Source organism: Luteimonas galliterrae (assembly GCF_023374055.1).
Lineage (GTDB): Bacteria > Pseudomonadota > Gammaproteobacteria > Xanthomonadales > Xanthomonadaceae > Luteimonas_C > Luteimonas_C galliterrae.
Genome location: NZ_JAMBEP010000002.1, coordinates 361243 through 385896, shown reverse-complemented (window position 1 = coordinate 385896; position 24654 = coordinate 361243). Strand labels below are relative to the sequence as shown.

Sequence of the window (24654 nt, the reverse complement as noted above, 5' to 3'; positions counted from 1 at the left end):
AGTTCTTTGGGTCGCGGTTTCGTGTGGAAAGAGCTCGCGGCTAAAGCCGCTCCTACGAAAAGCGGGCGAACCCGGTTCACGGGCTTGCTTCGTAACCCGCGATTTCGTCGTCGGCCAACAGCTGCCGCAACTGCGAAGCGGACGCGCGCTTCATCGGCTTCTCGTCGACATTCGACAACGGCGCCTGCCGCAGCACGTCGGCCGGCAGCACGGTCAGGTCGAAGGTCAGGTCTTCGGCACTGAACAGCCACACCGGGAACACGTCGCCGCGTTCGCGATCCAGGCGCACATGGCGGCTGCGCGCTTCGGCCGGAATGCGGTGTTCCTCGAGGAAGCGCGGCACCGCGTCGGCATCGTCGGTGTACAGCTGCAGCGTGACCGGCGCGTTGGCGTCGGCGGTGCCGTCCAGCACCGGGCCGACCAGGCGCGCGTCGAACGCGGCGAAGAATTCCAGCGCGCGCAGCGCGGCTTCGCGACGGGTGCGCAAACCTGTCGCCTGCGCGTCGCCGAGGAACAGGCGCTGGTACTCGCGCAACGCGTCTTCGATCTCGCGGTTGCGCGGCAATGAAGCGTCGTCGTGGATGCCGAGCCGCTGCGCGGCTTTCAGCTTGGCCTGATGGTAGTCGCGTATGCCGCCTTCAGCCATTAGTCGCGCGGCTTCGTAGGCGAGACGGCGGCGGCGCTCGCGGGTGCGCGTCTCGGCGTGCTGACGGGCGTGGTGCATCGTCGCGAGCTCCCGATCAAAGCCTGCGGCGACTGTAACCGATTTGCGCGTGAGGTCAATGTGCCTGCCGCCGGCTCTTCGCAAGAGCGGCTTTTGTAGGAGCGGCTTCAGCCGCGAGCTCTTCCATTCACGCTCGCGCGAGCTTGTGGGTAAGAGCTCGCGGCTGAAGCCGCTCCTACGAAGAGCGGGACTCAGAAGATGTCGAACGCGGCCTCGTCCGGCGCCTGTTCGGCATCGTAGTTGGTGTAGGTCTCCATCCGTTCCAGATCCTCGACCTTCACGTATTCGACGATGCCGCCGCTGCCTTCCGGCAGCAGGGTGCCGTTCGCGCCCACCGATACCTTGATCATCCCTTCGGGCGGATCGTTGCGGGCGATCGGCACGTCCTTCAGCGCCACGCGCATGTAGTCGATCCAGATCGGCAGCGCGGCCTTGCCGCCGTATTCGCGGTAGCCGAGCGAGCGGAAGTCGTCGCGGCCCACCCAGACCGTGGTCACCAGGTTGCCGCCGAAGCCCGAGAACCAGGCGTCGCGGTGGTCGTTGGTGGAGCCGGTCTTGCCGCCGATGTCCTCGCGCTTGAGCACCTTGGCTGCGGTGCCGGTGCCGCGCTGGACCACATCGCGCATCATCGACACCAGCTGATAGGCGACGCGCTCGTCGATCGCGCGCGGCGCCAACACGGCGTTGGGATCGGCGGCGACCGGGATCGCGTCGGGCTGCTTGTCGTCGCCCTTGCCCGATTTGGCGGGTTTTTCGGCAGGTTTGGCGGCCACAGGGCTCAGGTCGAAACCATCGACGATATTGGACGCCGCGCGTTCCTGCCCGACGCGCTGGCCGCAGCTGTGGCAGGCGGTCGGCGGCTTCTCCTTGAAGATCACCTGGCCTGCGCGGTCCTTCACTTCGTCGATGAACCAAGCTTTGATCTGGAAGCCGCCATTGGCGAACACAGAATAGCCGCGCGCGACATCCAGCGGCGCCAGCGACGCGGTGCCCAGCGACATCGACAGGTTGGGCGGCAGCTGCGCTTCGTCGAAACCGAAGTGGCTGATGTAGCGGCGCGCGTAGTCGACGCCGATCGCGTCGAGCAGACGCACGGAGACCAAATTGCGCGATTGCACCAGCGCCTCGCGCAAGCGCATCGGACCGGCGAAGTTGCCGCTGTCGTTCTGCGGACGCCACATATGGCCGCGGCGGTCGCGGAACACGACCGGCGCATCCAGCACGATCGAGGCCGGATTGAAGCCGCGCTCGAAGGCGGCGGCGTAAAGGAAGGGCTTGAAGCTGGAGCCCGGCTGGCGCCGCGCTTGCGTGGCGCGGTTGAACTTGTTGCCGGCGAAGCTGTAGCCGCCGATCAATGCGCGCAGCGCGCCGGTTTCAGGTTCCAGCGACACCAGTGTCGCCTGTGCTCGCGGCAGTTGGTCGATCACCCACTCTTCTTTGTCTTTCTCGCCGCTTCGGCGGATGCGGGCCACGTCGCCGCGCTTGTATAGCGCCGCCGGACTCTTGCCCGGCCAACGCGCGCCGGCGGACCCGGGCAACACCACTTCGCTGCCGTCGGCCAGGACCACGGTAGCGCTGCCGTCGTTGCCGGTGCCGGCGACGATCGCGGGGAACAGGCCGGCCTGCGCCGGAATGCCGCGCAGGCGCGCTGCGATCGTAGCGGTGTCTTCGTCCGCGGCCAGGTCGAAATGCTGTTCGATCTTGTTCCAGCCGTGGCGATGGTCGTACACACGCAGGCCCTGGCGCACCGCGATGTCGGCGGCTTCCTGCATCGTCGGGTCGATCGTGGTGGTGACGTGGTAGCCCTTGGTGAGCACGTCGCCGCCGAAGCGGGCGATCATCTCTTGCCGCACCATTTCGGCTACGTACGGCGCGTAGACCTCGACCGGACGCTCGTGCGGCGTGGCGTGCATGGGCTGCGCCTTGGCCTGCGCAGCGTCGGCGGCGCCGATGTATTTCAGCTCGACCATGCGATCGAGGATGTAGTCGCGGCGGATGCGGTTGCGCTCCGGGTTGCTGATCGGATTGCCGCTGGAGGGGAACTTGGGCACGCCGGCCAGCGTGGCGATCTCGTCCAGGGTCAGCTGCTGCAGCGACTTGCCGTAGTAGTACTCGGCCGCGGCGCCGATGCCGTAGGTGCGGTTGCCGAAGAAGCTCTTGTTGAGGTAGAGCTCGAAGATCTCGTCCTTGCTCAGCTCCTGTTCCATCTTGATCGCCAGCAGCATCTCCGCCAGCTTGCGGGTGTAGCTGTATTCCGAGCTGAGGAAGAACTGGCGCGCGACCTGCTGGGTGATGGTGGATCCTCCGGGGACGCGCTTGTCGTCCGTGGTCGCCAGCAGCCATACCGCGCGCGCGATGCCTTTGTAGTCCACGCCGTGATGCTTGTAGAAGCGCGCGTCCTCGATCGCGATGAAGGCCTGCTTCACCTGGTCCGGAACTTGCGATATCTGCACCGGGTAGCGGCGGCTTTCGCCGAACAGCGCCATCAGGCGGCCGTCGCGGGCGTACACGTACAGCGGTTCCTGCATTTCCACGTTGCGCAGGGTCTGCGAATCGGGAAGCTTGGAGGAGACCACGTAATAGAGGGTGCCGACGGCCAGCAGGCCGAGCAGGATCAGGCCGGCGGAGGCGGTCAGTCCCCAGCGCAGCAAACGTCGAAAACGGGACATGGAACGGGCGGCTTCCGATTGCGGATGTCGTAACGGCGGAGTATAGATGACCCGGGGACCGGTACCGCCTGGACCGTCGGGGTTGACCTAATGGGACGGTATCGGACGTTGAATGGGCGATAACGGTCACAGCTCGGCTAATGCGGGGGCGTGGGGGGATTGCCAGGCTGTGAAAAGTCCGTTATTTAATGTGCCCACGTAGTAAGTGCTTGTAAGCACCCGTGGGAAGGGGAGAAACCGTGGGTCTCGTCTCAAAATCTCAGTCGCCGTTGATCGGCGTCGATATCAGCTCGACTGCGGTCAAGCTCCTGCAGCTATCGCGCTCGGGGGACCGCTACCGCGTGGAGCATTACGCGGTGGAGCCGCTGCCGCCCAATGCGGTCGTCGAAAAGAACCTGGTCGAGGTGGAAGCCGTGGCCGAGGCCATCCGGCGCGCCGTCAATCGCTCGGGCAGCAAGGCCAAGCATGCGGCGGCCGCGGTAGCGGGCTCGTCGGTGATCACCAAGATCATCCCGATGCCGGCCGGCCTGGAAGAGGACGACCTCGAAGCTCAGGTCGAACTCGAAGCCGTCAACTACATCCCGTACCCGATCGAGGAAGTGAACCTCGACTTCGAGGTGCTCGGGCCGATGCCCAACAGCCCGGACATGGTGCAGGTGCTGCTGGTGGCGTCGCGCTCGGAGAACGTCGAAACCCGGCAGTCGGCGCTGGAACTGGGCGGCTTGTCGGCGCGGGTCATGGACGTGGAGGCTTTCGCCATCGAAAACGCCTTCGCGCTGATGGCCACGCATCTGAACACGCCGCGCGACGGCATCGTCGCCCTGGTCGACGTCGGCGCCTCCATGACCACGCTCAACGTGTTGCGCAACGGCCGCAGCCTGTACACCCGCGAACAAGTGTTCGGCGGCAAGCAGCTGACCGACGAGGTGATGCGCCGTTACGGCCTGAGCTATGAGGAAGCGGGCCTGGCCAAGCGCCAAGGCGGCTTGCCGGAAAGCTACGAGGTCGAGGTGCTCGAGCCGTTCAAGGAAGCGATGGTGCAGCAGGTCAGCCGCCTGTTGCAGTTCTTCTATGCCGGCAGCGAATACAACCGCGTCGACCAGATCGTGCTGGCCGGCGGTTGCGCCTCGGTACCGGGCGTGTCCGAACTGCTCGAAGAACAACTGGGCGTGCCTTCGGTCGTCGCCAATCCGCTGGCCCACATGACGTTGGGTCCCCGCGTACAGGCCCATGCGCTGGCGCAGGACGCCCCCGCGCTGATGATTGCGTGCGGGCTGGCGCTGAGGAGCTTCGACTGATGTCCAAGATCAATCTGCTCCCCTGGCGCGCCGAGCGGCGCAAGCAGCGCCAGCAGGAGTTCTACGTGATGCTGGGCATGTCGGCCCTGATCGCGGCGCTGCTGTCGTTCTTCATCATCGGCTATTACAACAGCCAGATCAGCGGCCAGAACGACCGCAACGCCTTCCTCCAGGGCGAAATCGACAAGGTCCAGAAGCAGATCGACGAGATCAAGCTGCTGGACGAGAAGAAAGCCCGCCTGCTGGCCCGCAAGAAGGTCATCGAGGAGCTGCAGGTCAACCGCTACCAGATGGTGCACTTGTTCGATTCGCTGGTGCGCACCATTCCGGACGGCGTGATCCTGACCGGGATCAAACAGGAAGGCGAGCAGCTGACGCTCGAAGGCCGCTCGCAATCCAATGCACGCGTGGCTACCTACATGCGCAACCTGGAAGGCTCGGGCTGGATGACCAATCCCGAAGTCAACGTCATCGAAGCCAAGGACGCCGACAAGGCGGTGGTGATCCCGGCCTCGAACAACATCGTGCTGCCCTATGCGTTCACCCTGCAGGTGAAGCTGGCCAATCCCAACGCGCCTAAGGAAGGCGAGGCCGCCGGAACGGCGCCTGCCGCGACGCCGCCGGCCGCCGCGCCTGCGGCTGCCAAAGCCACGGGGGGAGCGTCGTCATGAGCCAGAAGAAAAAGATTTCGCTCAAAGAACTGGATTTCAACAACATCGGCGGCTGGCCGCGGCAGGCCAAGATCGGCTTCTGCGTGATCATGGGCCTGCTGATCGTGTTCCTGGCCTATTGGCTGTTCGTACGCGACAAGCGCGACGAGCTGGCCAACCTGGAAAGGAAGGAATCGCAGCTGCGCTCCGAATTCGAAGAAAAGCAGGGCCGCGCCGCGAACCTCGAGCCGCTCAAGCAGCAGCTCGCGCAGATGGAGCAGGTGCTGCAGCAGATGCTGCGCCAGCTGCCCAGCAAGACCGAAATGCCCGACCTGATCGTCGACATCTCGCAGACGGCGCTCGCGACCGGCCTGCAGAACGAGCTGTTCCAGCCCGAGCCCGAGGTGCCGAAGGAGTTCTACGCGGAGAAACCGATCAGCCTGCGCATGATCGGCAGCTACCACCAGTTCGGCGCCTTCGTCAGCGGCGTGGCTTCGCTGCCGCGAGTGGTGATCATGACCTTCCACAACATCTCGCTCAAACCGCGCGGCAAGGGCAAAGACGCCGCGATCACCGCCACCAGCGACGGTCTGGAGCTGGCCGGCACGGTCAAGACCTACCGCTATCTGGACGATGAGGAAACCGCCCAGTTGCAGGCCGCGGATGCGGCAGCGGACAAATCCAAGGCGGGCAAGAAGACGCCGAAGCCTGCTGCGGCGCCCGCGAAAGGAGGCCAGCGATGAGCCCTCGGATTCCATCGCGCGTCGGCGTCGGCTTGCTGGCCCTGTTCGCGGTCCTGGTGGCCGGCGGTTGCGGCCGCAGCATCACCAGCACGCCAGGCGAAGCGCCCAACCTGGAGAAATGGGTCGCCGAAGTGCGCGCGCGCCCTGCGCCGCCGCTGGAGCAGATCCCGCTGATGCAGCAGTTCGAAAGCTTCGAATACGCCGCACAGGGCATGCGCGACCCGTTCAGCACCGCTTTCACCAACACCAACGAAGGCAGCGGACCGCGGCCGAACGCGCAGCGCCGCAAGCAGCAGCTTGAGCAATTCCCGCTCGACAGCCTGGACATGGTGGGTACGCTGGGGCTCGGCTCCAGAGTGGTAGGGTTGGTGATGGCCCCGGACAAGGTGACCTATCGCATCGTGCCGGGCGAGTACATGGGACAAAGCGATGGCCGCGTCACGGCGGTCTATGAAGACCGAATCGAGCTAGTGGAATTGGTACCGGACGGCGCGGGAGGCTGGTTGGAACGCCCGGCCACGGTGGCGCTGGAAGACAAATGATTAGGGGAAAGCACATGAGCCAGTTCAACGCCCACCGTTCTCACGCGGCCGGCCCCGCGAAAGCCGTACGCCTGGCGGCGCTCGGCGGCCTGGCCTGCGGCCTGCTGGCCGCGGCCTCCGGCGTCGGCGCAGCCGACGCGCCTATCGCGACGGCCAAGCCTGCCCAGCAGACCACGATGTCGGCGGTCGATCCGGCCACCCGCGTACCGGGTGCCCTCGAGGTCTCCAACATCGACTTCAAGCGCGGCGACGGCGGCGCGGGCAAGCTGATCCTGCGCTTCAGCGGCGACGGCGCGATGCCCGACCTGCGCAAGGACGGCTCGGACGTAATCGTCGACGTCGGCAACGCTTCGCTGCCGCCGGCCTTGCAGAAGCCGCTCAACGTCACCGATTTCGCCACCCCGGTGCGTCAGATCGACGCCCAGGGCAACGGCAAGGGCACGCGCCTGGTGCTGAGCACCAGCGGTCCCTACGAATCGCTGGCCTATCAGACCGGCCGCGACTACATCGTCGAAGTGGTGCCTCGCGCATCGTCGCAGGCGCGTGGGGCTGTGAAGTCGGCCATCGCGGCCGGCCAGACGGCGCCGGCCAAGGCCTTTACCGGCGCGCCGGTGTCGTTCAACTTCCAGGACGTGCCGGTGCGCACGGTGCTGCAGTTCATCGCCGAGGAATCCAAGCTCAACCTGGTCGCTTCGGACACGGTGCAGGGCAACATCACCGTGCGCTTGATCAACGTGCCGTGGGACCAGGCGCTGGAAATCGTCATGCGCGCCAAGGGCCTGGACAAGCGCCGCGACGGCAACGTGATCTGGGTGGCGCCTCAGGCGGAGATCGCCAAGTCCGAGCAGGACCGCGAGAACGCCCGCATCGAGCTCGAGAACCGGGAAGACCTGGAGACCGAGTTCGTCCGCATCAACTACCACAACGCCGTCGACATCTATAAGGCGCTGACCGAAGCCAAGGGCATCGGCAACAGCGGCCAGGGCGGCGGTGGCGGCAGCACCAACAACAACGACAGCGGCTTCCTGTCGCCGCGCGGCCGCCTGGTGGCGGACGCGCGCACCAACACGCTGATGATCAGCGACATCCCGAAGAAGATCGCGGCGATGAAGCGGGTGATCTACGAGATCGACCGCCCGGTCGACCAGGTGCTGATCGAGGCCCGCATCGTGATCGCCACCGACACCTTCGTGCGCGAGCTCGGCGCCCGGTTCGGCGTGGCCGGCACCAAGCAGTACGGCGGCAACCAGGGCGTGATCAGCGGCAACCTGGAAGACAACACGTCGATCATCAATGACGGCGAGCACATCATTCCCGATGGCCTGAACGTCAATCTGCCGGTCACCGATCCGGCGGGTTCGATCGCCTATACGCTGCTGGGCGCCAACTTCTCCATCGACCTCGAGCTATCGGCGCTGCAACGCGAAGGCCGCGGCGAAGTGATCTCCAACCCGCGCGTGCTGACCAGCAACCAGCGCGAAGCGGTGATCCGCCAGGGCCAGGAAGTCGGCTACGTCACCCTCACCGGCGTCGGCACCGGCGGCGGCCAGGCGCTGCCTAACGTGCAGTTCAAGGACGTGCTGCTCGAACTCAAGGTCACGCCCACCATCACCAACGACAACCGCGTGTTCCTGGCGCTGAACGTGAAGAAGGACGAAGTGGTCGGCACGCTCGACACCTCGATCGGCAACGTGCCGCAGATCGCCAAACGCGAAGTGAACACCGCGGCGCTGGTCGACGACGGCCAGACCGTGGTGATCGGCGGCGTGTACGAGTTCACCGACCGCAACAGCGTCACCAAGGTGCCGTTCCTCGGCGACATCCCGTTCCTCGGCAACCTGTTCAAGAAGAAGAGCCGCACCAAGGACAAGGCGGAGCTGCTGATCTTCGTCACGCCCAAGGTGCTGCGCGTTGCGCAGCGCCCGAACTGACGGCGCCAACGATCCGATGCGACGACGGGGCCTTCGGGCCCCGTTCGTTTTTCGGCTGAACCGTACTGCGCGGACGTCGAACCATTCGGCCCGGCTTCGGTCAAACTGCGCCTGGAACCCCCACTGGCCGCGATCGAGAATGGATAGCCGCAACGAACCTTCCCCGTCCCGTCTGCACGAAGCCTTCGGCGCCTTGTCGGCGAGGCTTTCCGAGAGCATCGTCGGCCAACAGGCCCTGATCGAACGGCTGCTGATCGCCCTGTTGGCGGACGGGCACCTGCTGGTGGAGGGCGCGCCCGGATTGGCCAAGACCAGCGCGATCCGGGCGCTGGCGTCGCGGCTGGACGCCGATTTCGCGCGCGTCCAGTTCACGCCGGACCTGCTGCCCGCCGACCTGACCGGCACCGAAGTGTGGCGGCCGCAGGACGGCCGTTTCGAATTCCAGCCCGGCCCGATCTTCCATCCCGTACTGCTGGCCGACGAGATCAACCGCGCGCCGGCCAAGGTGCAGTCGGCGCTGCTCGAAGCCATGGGCGAGCGCCAGGTGACCGTCGGGCGCCACACGTACGCGCTGCCGAAGCTGTTCCTGGTGATGGCGACCCAGAACCCGATCGAACAGGAAGGCACGTTCCCATTGCCCGAAGCGCAGCTCGATCGTTTCCTGATGTACGTGCGCATCGGCTATCCGGAGGCCGCCGCCGAGGCCGAAATCCTCAGGCTCGCGCGACAGCAGGCGCGGGACACTTTGCAGTCGACCGTCGCCGAAGTGGCCAAGATGCCGCTGGAGGACGTGTTCGCCGCGCGCGCTGCGGTGCTGGACCTGCACGTCGCGCCGGCGGTGGAGCGTTATCTGGTGGAACTGGTGCTGGCCTCGCGCGAGGCGCAGCGTTACGACGCCGAACTCGCCCGTCGCATCGCTTGGGGCGCCAGCCCGCGTGGTTCGATCGCGCTCGAGCGTTGCGCACGGGCACGCGCCTGGCTGGCGGGGCGGGACTTCGTCACGCCCGACGACGTCCGCGCGATCGCGCCCGACGTGCTGCGCCATCGCGTGCTGCCTAGCTACGAAGCCACCGCCGAAGGCTGGGACGGCGATCGGCTGGTCGCCGCACTGCTGGATAAAGTGCCGTTGCCGTGATGCCGAGCGTTTCCCGCAACCGGACGCATAGATTTTGTAGAGCGGGGCTTGCCCCGCTGCTTTTGCACGGTAGGTGCGAATTTATTCGCACGCTCTTGGCCTGTGAACAGCGTGCGAATAAATTCGCACCTACGAAAGCCGAGGACAGTGGAGCGAGCTCCTTTGTCCAAGAGGGCCGTGGAGCCATGCATGGCTGAAGGCACCGCGCCGACGCTGGCCGAACTGATCGCCCTGCGCGGCACCGCGCAGGGTCGGCGTCCGCCCGGCCGCGGCCGTCATGGCGTCAGCGGCCATGCCCTGTCGCCGCTGCGGGGCCGCGGCATGGAATACGCCGAATCGCGCGAATACGCGCGCGGCGACGATGCGCGCCACATCGATTGGCGGTTGACCGCACGCAGCGGCAAGCCGCATACCAAGCTGTTCCAAGCCGAGCGCGAAAGATTGACGTTGATCGTGGCCGACACCGCGCCCTCACTCTATTTCGGCACCCGCGTGCGCTTCAAGTCGGTGCAGGCCGCGCGCGCGGGCGCGGTGGCGGCATGGGCCGCCGTGCGCGACGGCGACCGCATCGCCGCATTGCGCGGCAGCCGCAGCGAAGCGCCGGTGTCGCCCGCCGCCGGTCCGCGCGGCGCCCTGCGCGCGCTCGATGCGCTGGTGCGCTGGTACGCCGTGACGCCCGCGGACGATGCCGGCCTTGCGGTCGCGCTCGATCATGCCGCGCGCGTGTTGCGGCCGGGTTCGCGGCTGGTCGTGCTGGCCGATCCGCGCAGCGTCGCTGCGCTGCCGCAGCGGCGCTGGCCCGCGTTGGCGCAGCACAACGAAGTGATCGTGCTGCTGCTGACCGATCCCTTGGAAATGCAGCCGCCGAAAGCGCTGCTGCCGTTCGCGGGCCGCGGTCACCGCGTAGAACTCGATCTGGCCAACCCCGCGCAACGCCAACGCTGGCGGCACGAATTCGGCGATCCGGTCGAAGCGGCGCTGGATCGCCTGCCGTCCAGCGGCGTGCGCGTGCAGACCTTGTCCAGCGAGATGCGCAGCGATGCCTGGCTGCCCTTGCTCGGGCGCGCGCAGCCCAGGGTGGCCTGATCATGTCGCCCGACGCACTGGTTTTGCGCGACATTCATCAACCGCCTGCGCCCGCTTGGTGGCCGCCTGCGCCCGGTTGGTGGTTGCTTGCGGCGATCGTACTGGCGCTGATCGTGCTGGCGTATGCGTGGATGGCGCGCCGCAGGCGGCGGCAGCGCGCCATCGTCGCCTTGTTCGATAAGACCCTCGAACAAGCGCAGGCGCCTGCGGCGCGCGTTGCGGCGATATCGGAACTGCTGCGGCGCGCCTCGCGCCGGCGCGATCCGGCGGCCGACCGGCTGCAGGGCGAAGACTGGCTGCGCTTTCTCGATGGCGATGGCGGATCCGCGGAATTCTCCGCCGGCGCGGGACGCCTGCTGCTGGACGGCGGCTACCGGCGCGATGTCGACGCCGCGCAACTCGCCGCATTGCGGCCGCTCGCGCGGCGCCGCTATCTGCAATTGATGGCGGTGCGGCGATGAGCGTTGGCCTGTCCGCGTTGCGCGATATTTTCGATGCCTTCGCGTGGCCGTGGTGGCTGTGCGCGTTGCCGCTGCCGTGGCTGGTGCGTCGCCTGTTGCCGCCGCGACGCAGCGCATCGGCGGCATTGAAGGTGCCGTTCGACGACCGTCTGGATGCCATCGCCGCGCGCGGCGGCATCGCCCATGGCGGCCGCTCGCATGTGTTGGCCTGGCTGGCCTGGGGTTTGCTGTGCGTGGCCGCGGCGCGTCCGCAACAGCTCGGTCCCGCCATCGCGCCGCCGCAGGCCGGGCGCGACCTGATGCTGGCGGTGGATTTGTCCGGCAGCATGAGCGAAGAAGACATGCAACTGGGCGACGATGTCGTCGACCGACTGACCGCGGCGAAAGCGGTGCTGGCCGATTTTCTCGATCGCCGCAGCGGCGACCGCGTCGGCCTGATCGTGTTCGGCCAGCGCGCCTATGCGTTGGCGCCGCTGACGCTGGACCGCGATTCGGTGCGCGAACAGCTGCGCGACAGCGTGATCGGCCTGGCCGGCCGCGAAACCGCGATCGGCGACGCGATCGGCCTGGCGGTGAAGCGCCTGCGCACGCAACCCGCCGAACAGCGCGTGGTGATCCTGCTCACCGACGGCGTCAACACGGCCGGCGCATTGACGCCGCTCAAGGCCGCGGAATTGGCGAAGAACGACGGCGTGCGCGTGCACACCATCGCTTTCGGCGGCGAAGGCGGCTTGTCGGTCTTCGGCTTCCGCCTGCCCGGGCCGGGCGGTGACGAAATGGACGAGTCCACGCTGCAGGCGGTCGCGAAAACCACCGGCGGCCGTTTCTTCCGCGCGCGCGATACCGAATCGCTGGCCGGCATCTATGCCGAGATCGACCGCATCGAACCGGTGGAACGCCCGGGTCAGCGCGTGCGGCCGCGCAACGAGCGTTACGCATGGCCATTGGCCGGCGCGTTCGGATTGGCTCTGCTGGCCTTCGCCTGGCCGTTGCGGAGGTCGGCATGATCGATTGGCCGACGACCCTGCACTGGCTGCGCCCGTATTGGCTGTGGGCGCTGCTCGCCTTGCCGCTGATCTGGGCCGGCTGGAACGCCCGCCGCAAGCGCGAAAGCGTGTGGCGCGATGCGGTCGATCCGCATCTGCTGCCTCATCTGCTGGAACGCGGCGGCGCATCGATGCGGAGCTTCGGCTTGTGGGCGATGGCGGCCTATGTTCTGGCGATACTCGCGCTGGCCGGGCCGTCTTGGCGGCAGGCCGAGCAACCTTTGTGGCAAACGCGCGCGCCGCTGGTGATCGCTTTGGATCTGTCCAGCGCAACGCTGGCCACGGACCTGCCGCCGACGCGCCTGTTGCAGGCGCGCGCCAAGATCGCCGCGCTGCTGCGCGAACGGGCGGGCGGCCAAGTCGGTCTGGTGGCCTATGCCGACGATGCCTTCACCGTCGCGCCGCTGACCGACGACAGCGCCAATCTCGCGCTGTTCCTCGATGCGCTGGCGCCGGACGTGATGCCGACCGACGGCAGCCGCAGCGATCGCGCGATCGACGCCTCGGCGAAACTGCTCAAGCAGGCTGGCTTCGACCGCGGCGACATCCTGCTGCTCACCGATCATGCCGACACCGCCGCAATGGCGGCCGCGCAAAGCGCCGCGCGCAGCGGCTATCGCGTTTCCGCGCTGGGCCTGGGCACAGCGACCGGTGCGGCTTACCGCGGTCCCGGCGGCGCCATCGCGCAAGCGCGCCTGGACGAAGCATCGTTGCGCGCGCTCGCTCGCGCGGCCGATGGCGCGTATGCGGCCGCGACGTCCGGCGACGGCGACCTGCGCGCGCTCGGCGTGCTCGACCCGCAACAGGCTGGCGCCGCCGCGACGCGCGGCGAGAAAGGGCGCAACTGGCAGGACGGCGGCTATTGGCTGCTGCCGCCGCTGCTGCTGTTGGCCTTGTTCGCATTCCGGCGCGGCGGCGGCGCGGTAGCCGCTTCTTTGCTGTTGCTCGGATTGTTTCCTTGGTCGTCGGTGCAGGCCGCCGGACAAGATCTATGGCGGCGCCCGGACCAACAGGCGCATCGAACCCTGCAGCAAGGCGTCGCCGCCTATCGCAAGAACGATTTCGCCGCCGCGGAAAAGGCCTGGAAGGGCATCGACACCGCGGACGGCCAGTACAACCTCGGCAACGCGCTGGCGAAGGCGGGCCGCTATCCCGAAGCCATCGCTGCTTACGATCGCGCCTTGAAATCGCAGCCGGGCATGGCCGATGCGCTCGCCAACAAGCAGGCGGTCGAAGCGGCGATGAAGCGCAAGCCGCCGCAAGGCCAGCGCCAAGACGATCGCGGCAAGCAAGATCCGAGCAAGCATTCGGACAAGCAATCCGGCGGCAGCGGCCCGCCGCAGAAGCCGAAAGCGGACGCGCAAAAAGACGACGCGCAGCCACCTCAACAGAATCCATCACAGGATCGCGCTTCGCAACCGCAACAAGGCGCTGCGCAGCAGTCCGCCAAGCCGCAGGACGCCGCCGCGCAGCGCGCCGCCGATGCCGCGCAACGCGAGCGCATGCAGCGCGCGCTGGCCGGGCAGAATGCGCAGAAGCCCGGCGAGAAAGGCCAGTCCTCGCAAGCGCGCCAGGAAACACCGGCCGAACGCGAACGACGGCAGGCCAGCGAGGCCTGGCTGCGCCGCGTGCCGGACGATCCCGGCGGTCTGCTGCGCGCCAAGTTCAGGCTGGAGCAGGAACGCCGCCAACAATCCGGATCTTCGCCATGAGCCCTATCGCGCGCATCGTCGCATTGCTGTCCCTGCTGTCGGCCGCGTTCGCGGCGCAAGCGCAGACGCGCGCCTGGCTGGACCGCAGCCGCGTCGCGCTGGGCGAAACCGCGACGCTCAACGTCGAAACCGACCAGGCCGGCGCCGACGCACCGGATTATTCGGCGCTGATGAAGGATTTCGACCTCAGCGGCAACACCAGCAGCCGCCAGTTCGAAATCGCCAATGGCCAAACACGCACGCGCGTGCTGTTCGCAGTGGCGTTGCAGCCCAAGCGCGAAGGCCTGCTCACGGTGCCGGCGCTGACCGTCGGTACGCAGCGCACGCAACCGCTGACCTTGAGCGTGACCGCGGCCGCGGCGGCGCCGGCTCGCGCGGGCGGAGCGGTCTTCATCGAAACCGAAGTCGACGACGAAGAGCCTTACGTGCAGCAGGCGGTAGGCCTGGTGGTGAGGCTTTACTACGCGGTTCCGTTGCTGTCGGGCCAGTTGGAACTGGATACGCCGGAAGGCGCCTCTATGCAGCGCATCGGCGAAGACCTGCAGTACGCACGCGAGATCGCGGGCCGCCGCTACAACGTGGTCGAACGGCGCATGCTGCTGATTCCCGAGCGCAGCGGCACGCTCGCCATTCCCAGCGCGCGCTTCAACGGCCGCGGCGCGGGCGGCTTCTTCGACGAAGTCTTCGGCGACGGCCAGCGCGAACTGCGCGCCAACGGCCCGCCGCGGTTGCTGAAGGTGCAGGCCACGCCGGCCGGCGCGCCGCAACCGTGGTTGCCGTTGCGCGACCTGAGCCTGCGCTATGTCGCTACGCCGCAGCAGGCGCGCGCCGGCGAAGCGGCGACCGTGGTGATCGAAGCTACGGCCGACGGCGCCACCGCGACCCAGATGCCCGAGCTGCTGCTGACCGCCGGCGACGGCGCGCAAGTGTTCGCCGAGCCCGCGCAGAACGACGAGAGCTTCGCCAACGGTCGTCCGCAGGTGAAGATCACGCGCCGCTTCTCGGTGGTGCCTGGGCGTGCCGGACGGCTGACGCTGGACGCGCCGCGCCTGGCGTGGTGGGACGTGCGCAGCGATTCGGCGCGCACCGCCAGCCTGCCGCCGTTGGCCATGAGCGTGGCGCCGGGCAGCGGCGGTGCGAATGCGCCTGTCGCATCGTCCACCGCCGCGCCGGAACCGGCTGCGCAGCGCTGGGTGCGCATACCGGGCGTGCAGGGCGGCGTTGGCGTCTGGGCGGTGACCACGGTGGCCTTCGCACTGTTATGGCTGCTGACGCTGGCGTGGGCGCTGCATCGCCGGCATGCGGGCCACGCGCCTGCGTCGGCATCATCCGCCCCCGCGCCTTCGACCGACGGCAAGCCGCGCGCCGACCTGAAGCATGCGCTGGATGCCGGCGATCTGGACGATATCGGCGACGCGCTGTGCGCAGCGGCCTCGCCGCGTGCCGGCGATCTGGAGGCTTTGTTGCGCAGATTGGACGACCCCGCGCAACGCGACGCGATAGAACAGTTGCGCCGCGCGCGCTGGGGCGGCGGCGATCCGGCACAGGCGCGCGCTGCGCTGCGCGAAGCATTCAGGCGAGGACCTGTTTGGCGCAACGCAGCAACGGAATCGGCGTCGCCGCTGCCGCCGCTCTATCCGCAGAGCCGGTAGGGCACCAGCCCCTTCGTTCGTCATCCCAGCGAAAGCTGGGACCCATGTTACTTTTCCTGCCGTCTTGTTTGTATAGCGATAGCAAAATGGGTCCCAGCTTTCGCTGGGATGACGGGTAGGCGGGTTCCGGGACTTTCGAGCCACTCCTGTATCCTTCGAGAATTCCACCAGGGAAGCCTCCATGGCCGCAGATCGCGCTCCCCCCGCTAAAAAACTGCCGCTGCATTGGAAGATCGCCATCGGCTTCTTCGCCGGCCTGTTGCTGGGCATGTTCGTGCACTACGGCGTGGGCGCCGAAACGAGTTGGGTGCAGACGCTCACCAAATACATCACGCAGCCGTTCTCCACGCTGTTCCTCAGTCTGATCTTCATGTTGATCGTGCCGCTGCTGTTCTCGGCGCTGGTGGTCGGCGTCTCGGAAATGGGAGACATCCGCGCACTGGGCCGGATCGGTTGGCGCACGCTGGCCTACACCGTGATTCTGTCCGGCACCGCGGTGCTGGTCGGCCTGGTGATGGTGAACGTGTTCAAGCCCGGCGTGGGCGTCGATCAGGCGCTGGCGCAGCAATTGCTCAACGAAGGCGCCGAGCGCGCCCAGGCCATCGTCAAGGACAGCGCCGTTCAGCCCAAGGGCATGGACATGCTGCTGTCGATCGTGCCGCAGAACGTGATCGGCGCGGCCTCGAGCAACGCCAACATCCTGGCGCTGATGTTTTTCGCGTTGATGTTCGGCATCGGCATCGTGATGAGCAAGGCCACGCCGGCGCTGGAAACGCTCAAGCGCGGCATCGAAGGCCTGTTCGAAGTGTCGATGACGCTAATCGGATTGGTCATCCGCCTGGCGCCTTACGCGGTGTTCTGCTTCATGTTCAACCTGGCCGTGCTGTTCGGCTGGGATCTGCTGCTGCGATTGGGCGCCTATGTGCTGGTCGTGGTCGCCGCGCTCGCGTTCCACATGCTGGTGGTGTATTCGATCGCGTTGAAGGCGATCGGCGGCTATTCGCCCGCCAAGTTCTTCAAAGGCGTGCAGGAGGCGATGCTGATGGCGTTCTCCACCGCCTCCAGCAACGCCACGCTGCCGACCGCGCTGCGCGTGGCCGACGACGAGCTGGGGCTGCCCAAGCGCGTGTCGCGCTTCGTGCTGACCATCGGCGCCACCGCCAATCAGAACGGCACCGCGCTGTTCGAAGGCGTCACGGTGATCTTCCTGGCCCAGTTCTTCGGCGTGGACCTGAGCATCGGCCAGCAGATCATGGTCATGCTGGTCTGCATCCTGGGCGGCATCGGCACCGCGGGCGTGCCGTCGGGCTCGCTGCCGGTGGTGGCGCTGATCTGCGCCATGGTCGGGGTGCCGCCGGAAGGCATCGGCCTGGTGCTGGGCGTCAACCATTTCCTCGACATGTGCCGGACCACGGTCAACGTGACCGGCGACCTGGGCATCGCGGCGATGGTGGCCAAAGGCGAGGCCGACGGACCGAGCCTGGCCGATGCCGGCAACAGCATCGGCTGAGCGCTTGCGATCTTTCGGGAGGCGTAGCCCGGGTAAGCGCAGCGCACCCGGGACCACGTCGCGGCGAAATCCCGGGTGCGCTGCGCTTACCCGGGCTACCCTCCCAAGAACCTTCGCAAAGGCTTCTCATACACAGCGATAACCAACCGCCGCTGCGGTCATGGGACAATAGGCCGCCCGCGAATCCCCGGGCGCCGCCCACGATCCCGCCCTCCATGACGACGCCCAGCCGCCGCGACCTCGCCAACGCCATCCGTTTCCTCGCCATCGACGCCGTCCAGGCCGCCAACTCCGGCCATCCCGGCATGCCGATGGGCATGGCCGACATCGCCGAGGTGCTGTGGAACGACTACCTCAGCCACAACCCCAATAATCCGAAGTGGTTCAACCGCGACCGCTTCGTGCTGTCCAACGGCCACGGCTCGATGTTGCAGTACGCGCTGCTGCACCTGTCCGGCTACGACCTGCCGATCGAAGAGATCAAGCGCTTCCGCCAACTCGAATCGAAGACGCCGGGCCATCCCGAGAATTTCATGACGCCGGGCGTGGAAACCACCACCGGCCCGCTCGGCCAGGGCTTCGCCAACGCGGTCGGTTTCGCGCTGGCCGAGAAAGTGCTGGCGCAACGCTTCAACCGCCCCGAGTTCGAAGTCGTCGACCACCGCACCTGGGTGTTCATGGGCGACGGCTGCCTGATGGAAGGCATCTCGCACGAAGCCGCTTCGCTGGCCGGCACCTGGGGCCTGGGCAAGCTGGTCGCGTTCTGGGACGACAACAAGATTTCGATCGACGGCAACACCGACGGTTGGTTCACCGACGACACGCCAATGCGTTTCGAAGCCTACGGCTGGCAAGTGATCCGCAACGTCAACGGCCACGATCCGGCCGAAGTGAAGACCGCGATCGACACCGCGCTGGCCGAAACCGGCAAGCCCACGCTGATCTGCTGCCGCACCACGATCGGCTTCGGTTCGCCCAACAAGGCCGGCAAGGAATCCGTGCACGGCGCGGCGCTGGGCAAGGAAGAAGTCGCGGCCACCCGCGAGGCGCTGGGCTGGGCTTACGGACCGTTCGAAATCCCGCAGGACATCCGCGACGCCTGGCGCGCCGGCAACGCCGGCCTGGTGCGCGAGGAGCAGTGGAACCGCCTGTTCGACGCGTATGCCGCGCAGCATCCGCAACTGGCCGACGAACTCGTGCGGCGCTCGCACGCCGAGCTGCCCGAAGGCTTCGCCGCCGCGGCCGACGCCTACATCGCCAAGCTGCAGACCGACGGCCCGACCGTCGCCTCGCGCAAGGCCTCGCAGATGGCGATCGAGGCCTTCGCGCCGCTGCTGCCGGAGCTGATCGGCGGCTCGGCCGACCTGGCGCATTCCAACCTCACGTTGTGGAAGGGCAGCAAGTCGGTCGCCGGCGATTCGCCCGACGCCAACTACATCTACTTCGGCGTGCGCGAATTCGCGATGACCGCGATCAGCAACGGCCTGGCGCTGCACGGCGGCTTCATTCCTTACGACGCCACCTTCCTGGTGTTCAGCGACTACGCGCGCAACGCGGTGCGCATGAGCGCGCTGATGGGCGCGCATGCGATCCACGTCTATACCCACGATTCGATCGGTTTGGGCGAGGACGGGCCGACCCATCAGCCGATCGAGCATCTGGCCGCGTTGCGGTACATCCCGCACAACGATGTCTGGCGCCCTTGCGATGCGGTCGAGTCGGCGATGGCCTGGCGCGTGGCGATCGAGCGCAAGGTCGGCCCCAGCTGCCTGGTGTTCTCGCGACAGAACCTGGCCCACCAGCCGCGCAACGACGCGCAGATCGCGGCGATCGCGCATGGCGGCTATGTGCTGCGCGACAGCATCGGCGCGCCGGAAGTAGTGCTGATCGCCACCGGTTCCGAAGTGGGCCTGGCGATGCAGGCCGCGGAAAAGCTGGGCCGCAACGTGCGCGTGGTGTCGATGCCGTCGACCGATGCGTTCGATCGCCAATCGCCCGAGTACCGCGAATCGGTGCTGCCCAAGGCCTGCCGCAAGCGCGTGGCCATCGAAGCCGGCGTCACCGACTTCTGGCGCAAGTACGTGGGCCTGGACGGCGCGGTGGTGGGCATCGACAGCTTCGGCGCCAGCGCGCCGATCGAGGCGTTGATGCCGCATTTCGGCTTCACCGTCGAGAAGGTGGTCGAGGCCGTGCAGTCGCTCGGCTGAGCCGCTCTTAAAGCCGTCATTCCCGCGAAGGCGGGGTTTTTAACAGCCGAATGGCTGGTCATCCAGTGACTCTGTTTTTAGCCCTCTCCCGCTTGCGGGAGAGGGTTGGGTGAGGGCGCGTGGGATGGAGATAGCTTCGTTGCGATCTGGTGTAGCGTCAAAGTCGCTGGATGACCAGCCATTCGGCTGTTAAAAACCCCGCCTTCGCGGGAATGACGGCTGAAAAGCCAACCCTCACCCTCGTGACGTGTTCTGCAGCGCGTAAGACACGAGCCGCGCATACAGACGTTCCTGCAGGCCCTTCGGCGTCTGCAACCCCATTCGCTCCATCGCTTCGTCGTCCCCGCTCCGGCCAGCGAATGCGGCGCCAATGACGGTGAATGCTTTACCCGCGAACGTCGCCGAGTTCGACTTCAGCCAGCCCAATGCCTTCACCAGCCGCTGCTCGACTTCGGTGAAATCGCTGCCGAGCGGGTAATCAGGCAGCGTGCCGTCCGAGCGCAGCGGCGCCAGCCGCTCGCGCAACGCACGTTCGGTGTTGTTCGACCATTGCGCGGGCGGTTGGAACCCTTCCGCGAGCTTCCGGCTGCGCTTCGCCGTTTCCAGCAAGCCGCGCTGGAAACGCGCGTCGGCGATCGCCGCCATGGCGATCACGCAATCCTCGTCGGTCTTGCCGCGCAGATCGGCGATGCCGTACTCGTCGACGTAGAGGTCGCGAAGGTGCCGCGGAATGGTGGCGTGCCCGTAGTTCCAGCGGATATTCGATTCGGCCCTGCCGCCGCCGTCGCGGACGGCGCGCAGCAGCAGCGCCGAGCGCGCATCGGGCAGGGCATGCGCCATCGCCACGAAGTTGTACTGTCCGCCCACGCCCGAGACCACGCGGCCGTCGTCCAGGCCGTCCGATACGGCCGCGCCGAGCGCGGTGGCCATCATGCACGTGTTGAAGAAACGCGCATCGCGTCGCTGCAAGCGCTCCAAAACCTCATTGCCGCCGTAGAGTTCGTTGACCTCGCTGACCCGGCGCATGCCGATGGCGCGGCGCGTGCCGTCGTCCAGGTGGCGCAGCCAGCGGTAGAAATCCGGCGATCCCAGATAGAACGCCCCGTGCAGGAATTCGCCGTCGCGATCCAGCAACTCCAGGTCCAGCACGCTGGCCTCGCCGTCGGCGATGCGCTTCATCAGCGGCTCGTTCTCCACCACCTTGCGGCGGATCACGCCGGCCTCCACCAGATGGCGGAAGCCTTCGTTGACCATTTCGCTGCAGCCGTACAGGCCCTGCGGCAGCGGATCGAGCCCGCCGCTGGCGATCACCGCCGGGTGCCGCTCGATCTCCGGATCCAGCGTGGCCATCACCTTGCGGTAGGCGGCGTTGTCGGTATGGCGCAGCGCGAGCGCATGGCAGAGCGCGTCGGACAGCGCCCCGATGCCGATCTGCAGCGTGCCGCCGTCGCGCACCAGCGCGCTGGCATAGAAGCCGATCGCGTATTCGATATCGCCCACCGGCTGGCGCGGCAACGCGAACAGTTTGGGATACGGCGCCGGCGGCGCGATCACGATGTCGAAGAAGCCGCTGTCGACCGCGGCGATGCCGTCCAGCCACGGCAGCTGCGGGTCGATTTCTGCGATCAGCACCGGACGCGGCAGGCCGCGCGCGACGATCGCATCGATCGCGTCGAACGTCAGGTCGGTGTTGGACGACAGCGACAGCCGCGTACCCTCGTCGTTGCTGGCCACCTTCTGCACCAGCACGTTCATGCCGCGGTCGGCCAGCGCCTTGGCCACGTGCGTGTAATTGAGGCTGGCGTAGCGGCGCTGCGCCTGGCGCGAGTTCAGCAGCGCGCCGGATTGCACGTAGAACTCTTCCACTTCGATATGCGCGGGCAACGCATCGCGCTTCTGCGCCTGCACGTAGGCCAGGCGCGGGAAGTCGTCGCCGTACAGGCGCGACACGAACGGGCCGAGGAAGCGCTTCTCCAGATCGCTGCCGCCGCCGGGCGGGTCCAGCGACAGGGCGGTGTACAGCTGCATCGGCCGCGACGGATCGCGGGCGACGCGCTCGTAAAGCGCATTGAGCAGGCGGTGCGGTTTGCCGATGCCCAGAGGCGCGCCGATGCGGAGCGGGCCTTCGAGGCTGGCGAGGAGGGATTCGACGGCATCGTCGATGGAAGTGAAGACGGCGGGGGAGTTTTGGCGGGTCATGCGCCTAGCCTACTCCGTGGGCGGCTTCGCGGCCCGCCGATGCGCTCCCGCATTATGCGAACAGTAATTTGCCGGCTGCGATCAAAAGCACCACGCCGAGCGCGTAACGCAAGCCCTTGACCGGCAGCCATTTCAGCCCGAGCTGGGTGCCGATCAAGGCGCCGACGGCCACTGCGGCCAACCACACGGGCAATGCGGTCGGCAATGTACCGCTGGCATGCATCAAGCCGGCCAGGCCGGTGAGCGAATTGATCCAGACGAAGGCGACGGATGTGCCGCTGGCCTCGCGCGTGGGCATCCAGTGCGCGAACAGCAGCAGCGGCGTCAGGAAGATCGCGCCGCCCGTGCCGGTGAGGCCGGATAGCACGCCGATCGCGGCGCCGACCAGAAGCCCTGCCAGCCAAGGCACGCGACGGCCGGCGTCCTGCGTATCGGTGGTTTCGGCGCGCGAAGCGCTGCGGAAAACGCCGAACGCCGCGACCAGCAGCACGATGCCTAGCAGGATCGAATAGCTTTCCTTCGGCAACTTGACTTGCGCGGCAAAGAACGCCGCCGGCGCCGAGGCCAGCACGAACGGCAGCACGTTGCGCCAGCGCACATAGCCGCCGCGCCAGAAACGGAACAGGCCGATGCCGCCGACAAGTAGATTCAAGGCCAGCGCGGTCGGACGCATCTGCTCCGGCGCGAAATTCAACAAGGCCATCGCCGCGATGTAGCCGCTGGCGCCGGCATGGCCGACCGACGAGTACAGCACCGCCACCGCGAACAGCAGGGCGGCGAGGACAAGTTCGACTTCGCTCATGGGGCGGCGACCACCGTGATGGATTTGACCTGCCGCACCCAGCGCGCGGGCCTGGCGTCGCCCGGTGCGATCAGCCGCAGCGGGCCATCGTCGTCGTCCAGCGGCTTGCCGCTGCAATGGTCGACCAGCAGCACGCGGCGATCGCTCAGGCTCGGATCGAGCTCGGCCAACGAATAGATCGCGCGGTAGCCGTCGCGCGCGGTCACCAGCAGATAGCGTGCGAGCTGCGGGCCGCGCAACGGGTCCGCGGGCACCGCACCGGTGGCGCGCAACAAGCCTGCGAGCGCCACGCCTTCGCAATCCAGATCCTGTCCGTGCGCGGAAGCCTTCACCGGTTCGCGCGGCAGTTTGGCCAGCGTCGCCGCGTCCAGCGGCACGACGAACGGCGAAGGCGACATCGGCTCGGATGCGCGTCCCGCATGTTCCGGGTGCGATGGCGCCGCGGCCCGGAGGACCGGGCCGGCGGCTGCGCAGGCCGACAATCCGGCGACGAGCAGCAGGCAGGCGGTCCGCATCGCGTATTTCCGGGTGGTCATAATTTGTCCAGCGGCACTTTCAGGTAGCGCACGCCGTTGTCCTCGGCCGCGGGCAGTGCGCCGGCGCGGATATTGGTCTGCACGGCGGGGATGATCAAGGCGGGCATCGGCAGCGTCGCGTCGCGCGCCAGGCGCAGTTTCACGAAATCGGCCTCGCTCGCGCCGTTGCCGACGTGGATGTTGGCGCGCTTCTGCTCGCCGATCGTGGTTTCGCAAGCTACCGCGCGTCCGCCGGGGCCGTAATCGTGGCAGACGAAGACGCGGGTGCCGTCCGGAAGTTCGAACAGGCGCTGGATCGAACGATACAGCGTGGCCGCGCTACCCCCGGGAAAATCGCAGCGCGCCGAGCCCGCATCGGGCATGAACAGCGAGTCGCCGGTGAACAATGCGTCGCCGATCAGATACGCGCTGCTGTCGCTGGTATGCCCCGGCACCGGAATCACCCGCGCCCGCAAGCCGCCGATCGAGAAAATCTCATCGGCCGCGAACAGGCGGTCGAATTGCGAGCCATCGGTCGCGAAGCTTGCGCCGAGGTTGAAGATCGGCCGGAACGTCTCCTGCACGGTGCGGATGCCGTCGCCGATGGCGAGCACGGCATCGGGGAACTGCCGCTTGAGCCAGTGCGCGGCGGACAGATGATCGGCGTGCGCGTGCGTCTCCAGCAGCCAGCGCACGCGGTAGCCGTGTTCGCGCACGTCCTGCAGCAGCGCTTCGGCCGAGGCGGTGGAGGTGCGTCCGGAAGCGGCTTCGTAATCCAGCACTGGATCGATGATCGCCGCTTCGCGGCTGTCCGGATCGGCGACGACGTAACTCCACGTGCCGGTGCCGGCGTGGTGGTGCGGATGCACGATCGGCGACATGGCGGCGCTCCTCGTCGGTTCAGTGCGTATCGGCCAACGTCGTGTTGAGCAGGTCGGCCAAACGGAACGCGGCCTGGCGCACGCGCTGCTCGGCCAGCGGACGTTGCGCGTCCAGATAGGCGATATCGAGTTTGTGCCCGTCCGGATAGAGCTTGTGCGATTCGATCAGCCGGCACGATTCGCCGGCCCAGGCCGACGGATCGCGGGTCTGCGGCGCGGCGGGCGGCCAGGGCAGGGCGTCGAGCTTGGCCGCGTACGGCGACAGCTTCAGCTTCTTCGAGCCGAGGATGTAGAAATCCCACACCGAGTGCAGATTGGTGCCCATCACGCCGTCCACATATTTCTTGCGGGCGTACGCCTCGGGCTCCAGATCGGTGCGCAGGCTGATCTGGTAGGCATTGCCGCCCTTGTCGTCGCGATTGCTCGCGTGCATGGGCTGATGCACGTCGCCGACGAAATGGACGAGGAACTTCAAGGCGTCGCGTCGCGCTTCCAGCGGTTGCGAGCGATCGGCCAGGATCGCGCGTTGCCTTTCGATCGCGCCGACCACGCAGTCGCCATCCGGGCAATCGCGCTCGGGCCGATATTCGCAGCCCGAGGAGCGGTAGTTGATGTAATGCCAGGATTGCGTGCGCTTGAAGCGTTCGGGGTCCGAATCGCGCAGCGTATCGGCCCAATCGGCCACGCCGGCCAGGGTGGGATCGGGCTCGCCGGCGAGCAAGGCGTCGACTTGGGCGCGGGCGGCCGGCGTCAGGTGGCGCTGGGCCAGTTCGCCCACCAGGCGATGGCCCAGGGCGCTCCAACCCAGCGCGGACGGGGCCAGCAACAGCAAAAAAGCGAGCAAAAGCGGTTTGCGCAGCGTTTTCATCGGCGGCCGGGGGTTATGGGGGG

Annotated in this window: 20 protein-coding genes; 13 read left to right on the top strand and 7 right to left on the bottom strand. The window is 67.3% G+C overall.

What is annotated here, in order from left to right:
• Nucleotides 1–76: 76 nt before the first annotated feature.
• A complete protein-coding gene (locus M2650_RS12385) occupies nt 77–724 on the bottom strand; it encodes a hypothetical protein (protein WP_249474922.1) in 648 nt (215 codons plus the stop codon).
• A gap of 191 nt (nt 725–915) precedes the next feature.
• Nucleotides 916–3393: a penicillin-binding protein 1A gene (locus tag M2650_RS12380; RefSeq protein WP_249474920.1), complete on the bottom strand. Its 2478-nt coding sequence runs from the start codon at nt 3391–3393 to the stop codon at nt 916–918.
• Between the two features lie 239 nt (nt 3394–3632).
• Between M2650_RS12380 and M2650_RS12375 the strand changes: the two genes are divergently transcribed.
• From M2650_RS12375 to tkt, 13 genes are all read left to right on the top strand, one after another.
• On the top strand, nt 3633–4691 hold the full coding sequence (locus M2650_RS12375) for a type IV pilus assembly protein PilM (RefSeq protein ID WP_249474918.1): 1059 nt from the start codon (nt 3633–3635) through the stop codon (nt 4689–4691).
• Nucleotides 4691–5362 carry a PilN domain-containing protein gene (locus tag M2650_RS12370; protein ID WP_249474916.1) on the top strand — a complete coding sequence of 224 codons (672 nt, stop codon included), beginning with the start codon at nt 4691–4693 and terminating at the stop codon, nt 5360–5362. Before M2650_RS12375 ends, M2650_RS12370 begins: the two co-directional genes overlap by 1 nt.
• On the top strand, nt 5359–6084 hold the full coding sequence (locus M2650_RS12365) for a type IV pilus inner membrane component PilO (protein WP_249474914.1): 726 nt from the start codon (nt 5359–5361) through the stop codon (nt 6082–6084). The genes M2650_RS12370 and M2650_RS12365 overlap by 4 nt, the downstream gene beginning before the upstream one ends.
• A complete protein-coding gene (locus tag M2650_RS12360) occupies nt 6081–6626 on the top strand; it encodes a pilus assembly protein PilP (protein ID WP_249474912.1) in 546 nt (181 codons plus the stop codon). Before M2650_RS12365 ends, M2650_RS12360 begins: the two co-directional genes overlap by 4 nt.
• A gap of 14 nt (nt 6627–6640) precedes the next feature.
• Complete coding sequence (locus tag M2650_RS12355) at nt 6641–8557, top strand: type IV pilus secretin PilQ (protein WP_425602547.1); 1917 nt, start codon at nt 6641–6643, stop codon at nt 8555–8557.
• A gap of 139 nt (nt 8558–8696) precedes the next feature.
• Nucleotides 8697–9692, top strand: a complete 996-nt coding sequence (locus M2650_RS12350) for an AAA family ATPase (protein ID WP_249474908.1) — start codon at nt 8697–8699, stop codon at nt 9690–9692.
• A gap of 189 nt (nt 9693–9881) precedes the next feature.
• Nucleotides 9882–10778: a DUF58 domain-containing protein gene (locus tag M2650_RS12345; protein WP_249474906.1), complete on the top strand. Its 897-nt coding sequence runs from the start codon at nt 9882–9884 to the stop codon at nt 10776–10778.
• A gap of 2 nt (nt 10779–10780) precedes the next feature.
• A complete protein-coding gene (locus M2650_RS12340) occupies nt 10781–11239 on the top strand; it encodes a DUF4381 domain-containing protein (RefSeq protein WP_249474904.1) in 459 nt (152 codons plus the stop codon).
• Entirely contained in the window at nt 11236–12246 is a 1011-nt protein-coding gene (locus M2650_RS12335; RefSeq protein WP_249474902.1) for a vWA domain-containing protein, read from the top strand. The genes M2650_RS12340 and M2650_RS12335 overlap by 4 nt, the downstream gene beginning before the upstream one ends.
• Complete coding sequence (locus M2650_RS12330; protein ID WP_249474901.1) at nt 12243–13997, top strand: VWA domain-containing protein; 1755 nt, start codon at nt 12243–12245, stop codon at nt 13995–13997. Before M2650_RS12335 ends, M2650_RS12330 begins: the two co-directional genes overlap by 4 nt.
• Nucleotides 13994–15649 carry a BatD family protein gene (locus tag M2650_RS12325; protein WP_249474899.1) on the top strand — a complete coding sequence of 552 codons (1656 nt, stop codon included), beginning with the start codon at nt 13994–13996 and terminating at the stop codon, nt 15647–15649. Before M2650_RS12330 ends, M2650_RS12325 begins: the two co-directional genes overlap by 4 nt.
• A 181-nt stretch (nt 15650–15830) precedes the next feature.
• Nucleotides 15831–17159, top strand: coding sequence for a dicarboxylate/amino acid:cation symporter (locus tag M2650_RS12320; protein ID WP_249474898.1), 1329 nt, complete (start codon nt 15831–15833; stop codon nt 17157–17159).
• A gap of 215 nt (nt 17160–17374) precedes the next feature.
• Nucleotides 17375–19366 (top strand): transketolase, encoded by a 1992-nt coding sequence (gene tkt, locus M2650_RS12315; protein WP_249474897.1) that lies wholly within the window; start codon nt 17375–17377, stop codon nt 19364–19366.
• A gap of 234 nt (nt 19367–19600) precedes the next feature.
• Here tkt and M2650_RS12310 read toward each other — a convergent pair whose 3' ends face one another.
• The 5 genes from M2650_RS12310 to M2650_RS12290 are packed head-to-tail and all read right to left on the bottom strand — an operon-like array spanning nt 19601 to nt 24607.
• A complete protein-coding gene (locus M2650_RS12310; protein ID WP_249474895.1) occupies nt 19601–21565 on the bottom strand; it encodes an acetyl-CoA hydrolase/transferase C-terminal domain-containing protein in 1965 nt (654 codons plus the stop codon).
• Nucleotides 21566–21617: 52 nt separating this feature from the next.
• On the bottom strand, nt 21618–22367 hold the full coding sequence (locus tag M2650_RS12305) for a sulfite exporter TauE/SafE family protein (RefSeq protein ID WP_249474894.1): 750 nt from the start codon (nt 22365–22367) through the stop codon (nt 21618–21620).
• A complete protein-coding gene (locus M2650_RS12300; RefSeq protein WP_249474893.1) occupies nt 22364–22903 on the bottom strand; it encodes a molybdopterin-dependent oxidoreductase in 540 nt (179 codons plus the stop codon). Before M2650_RS12300 ends, M2650_RS12305 begins: the two co-directional genes overlap by 4 nt.
• On the bottom strand, nt 22900–23763 hold the full coding sequence (locus M2650_RS12295) for an MBL fold metallo-hydrolase (RefSeq protein ID WP_249474892.1): 864 nt from the start codon (nt 23761–23763) through the stop codon (nt 22900–22902). Before M2650_RS12295 ends, M2650_RS12300 begins: the two co-directional genes overlap by 4 nt.
• 19 nt (nt 23764–23782) lie before the next feature.
• On the bottom strand, nt 23783–24607 hold the full coding sequence (locus tag M2650_RS12290) for a S1/P1 nuclease (protein ID WP_249474890.1): 825 nt from the start codon (nt 24605–24607) through the stop codon (nt 23783–23785).
• Between the last annotated feature and the right edge of the window lie 47 nt (nt 24608–24654).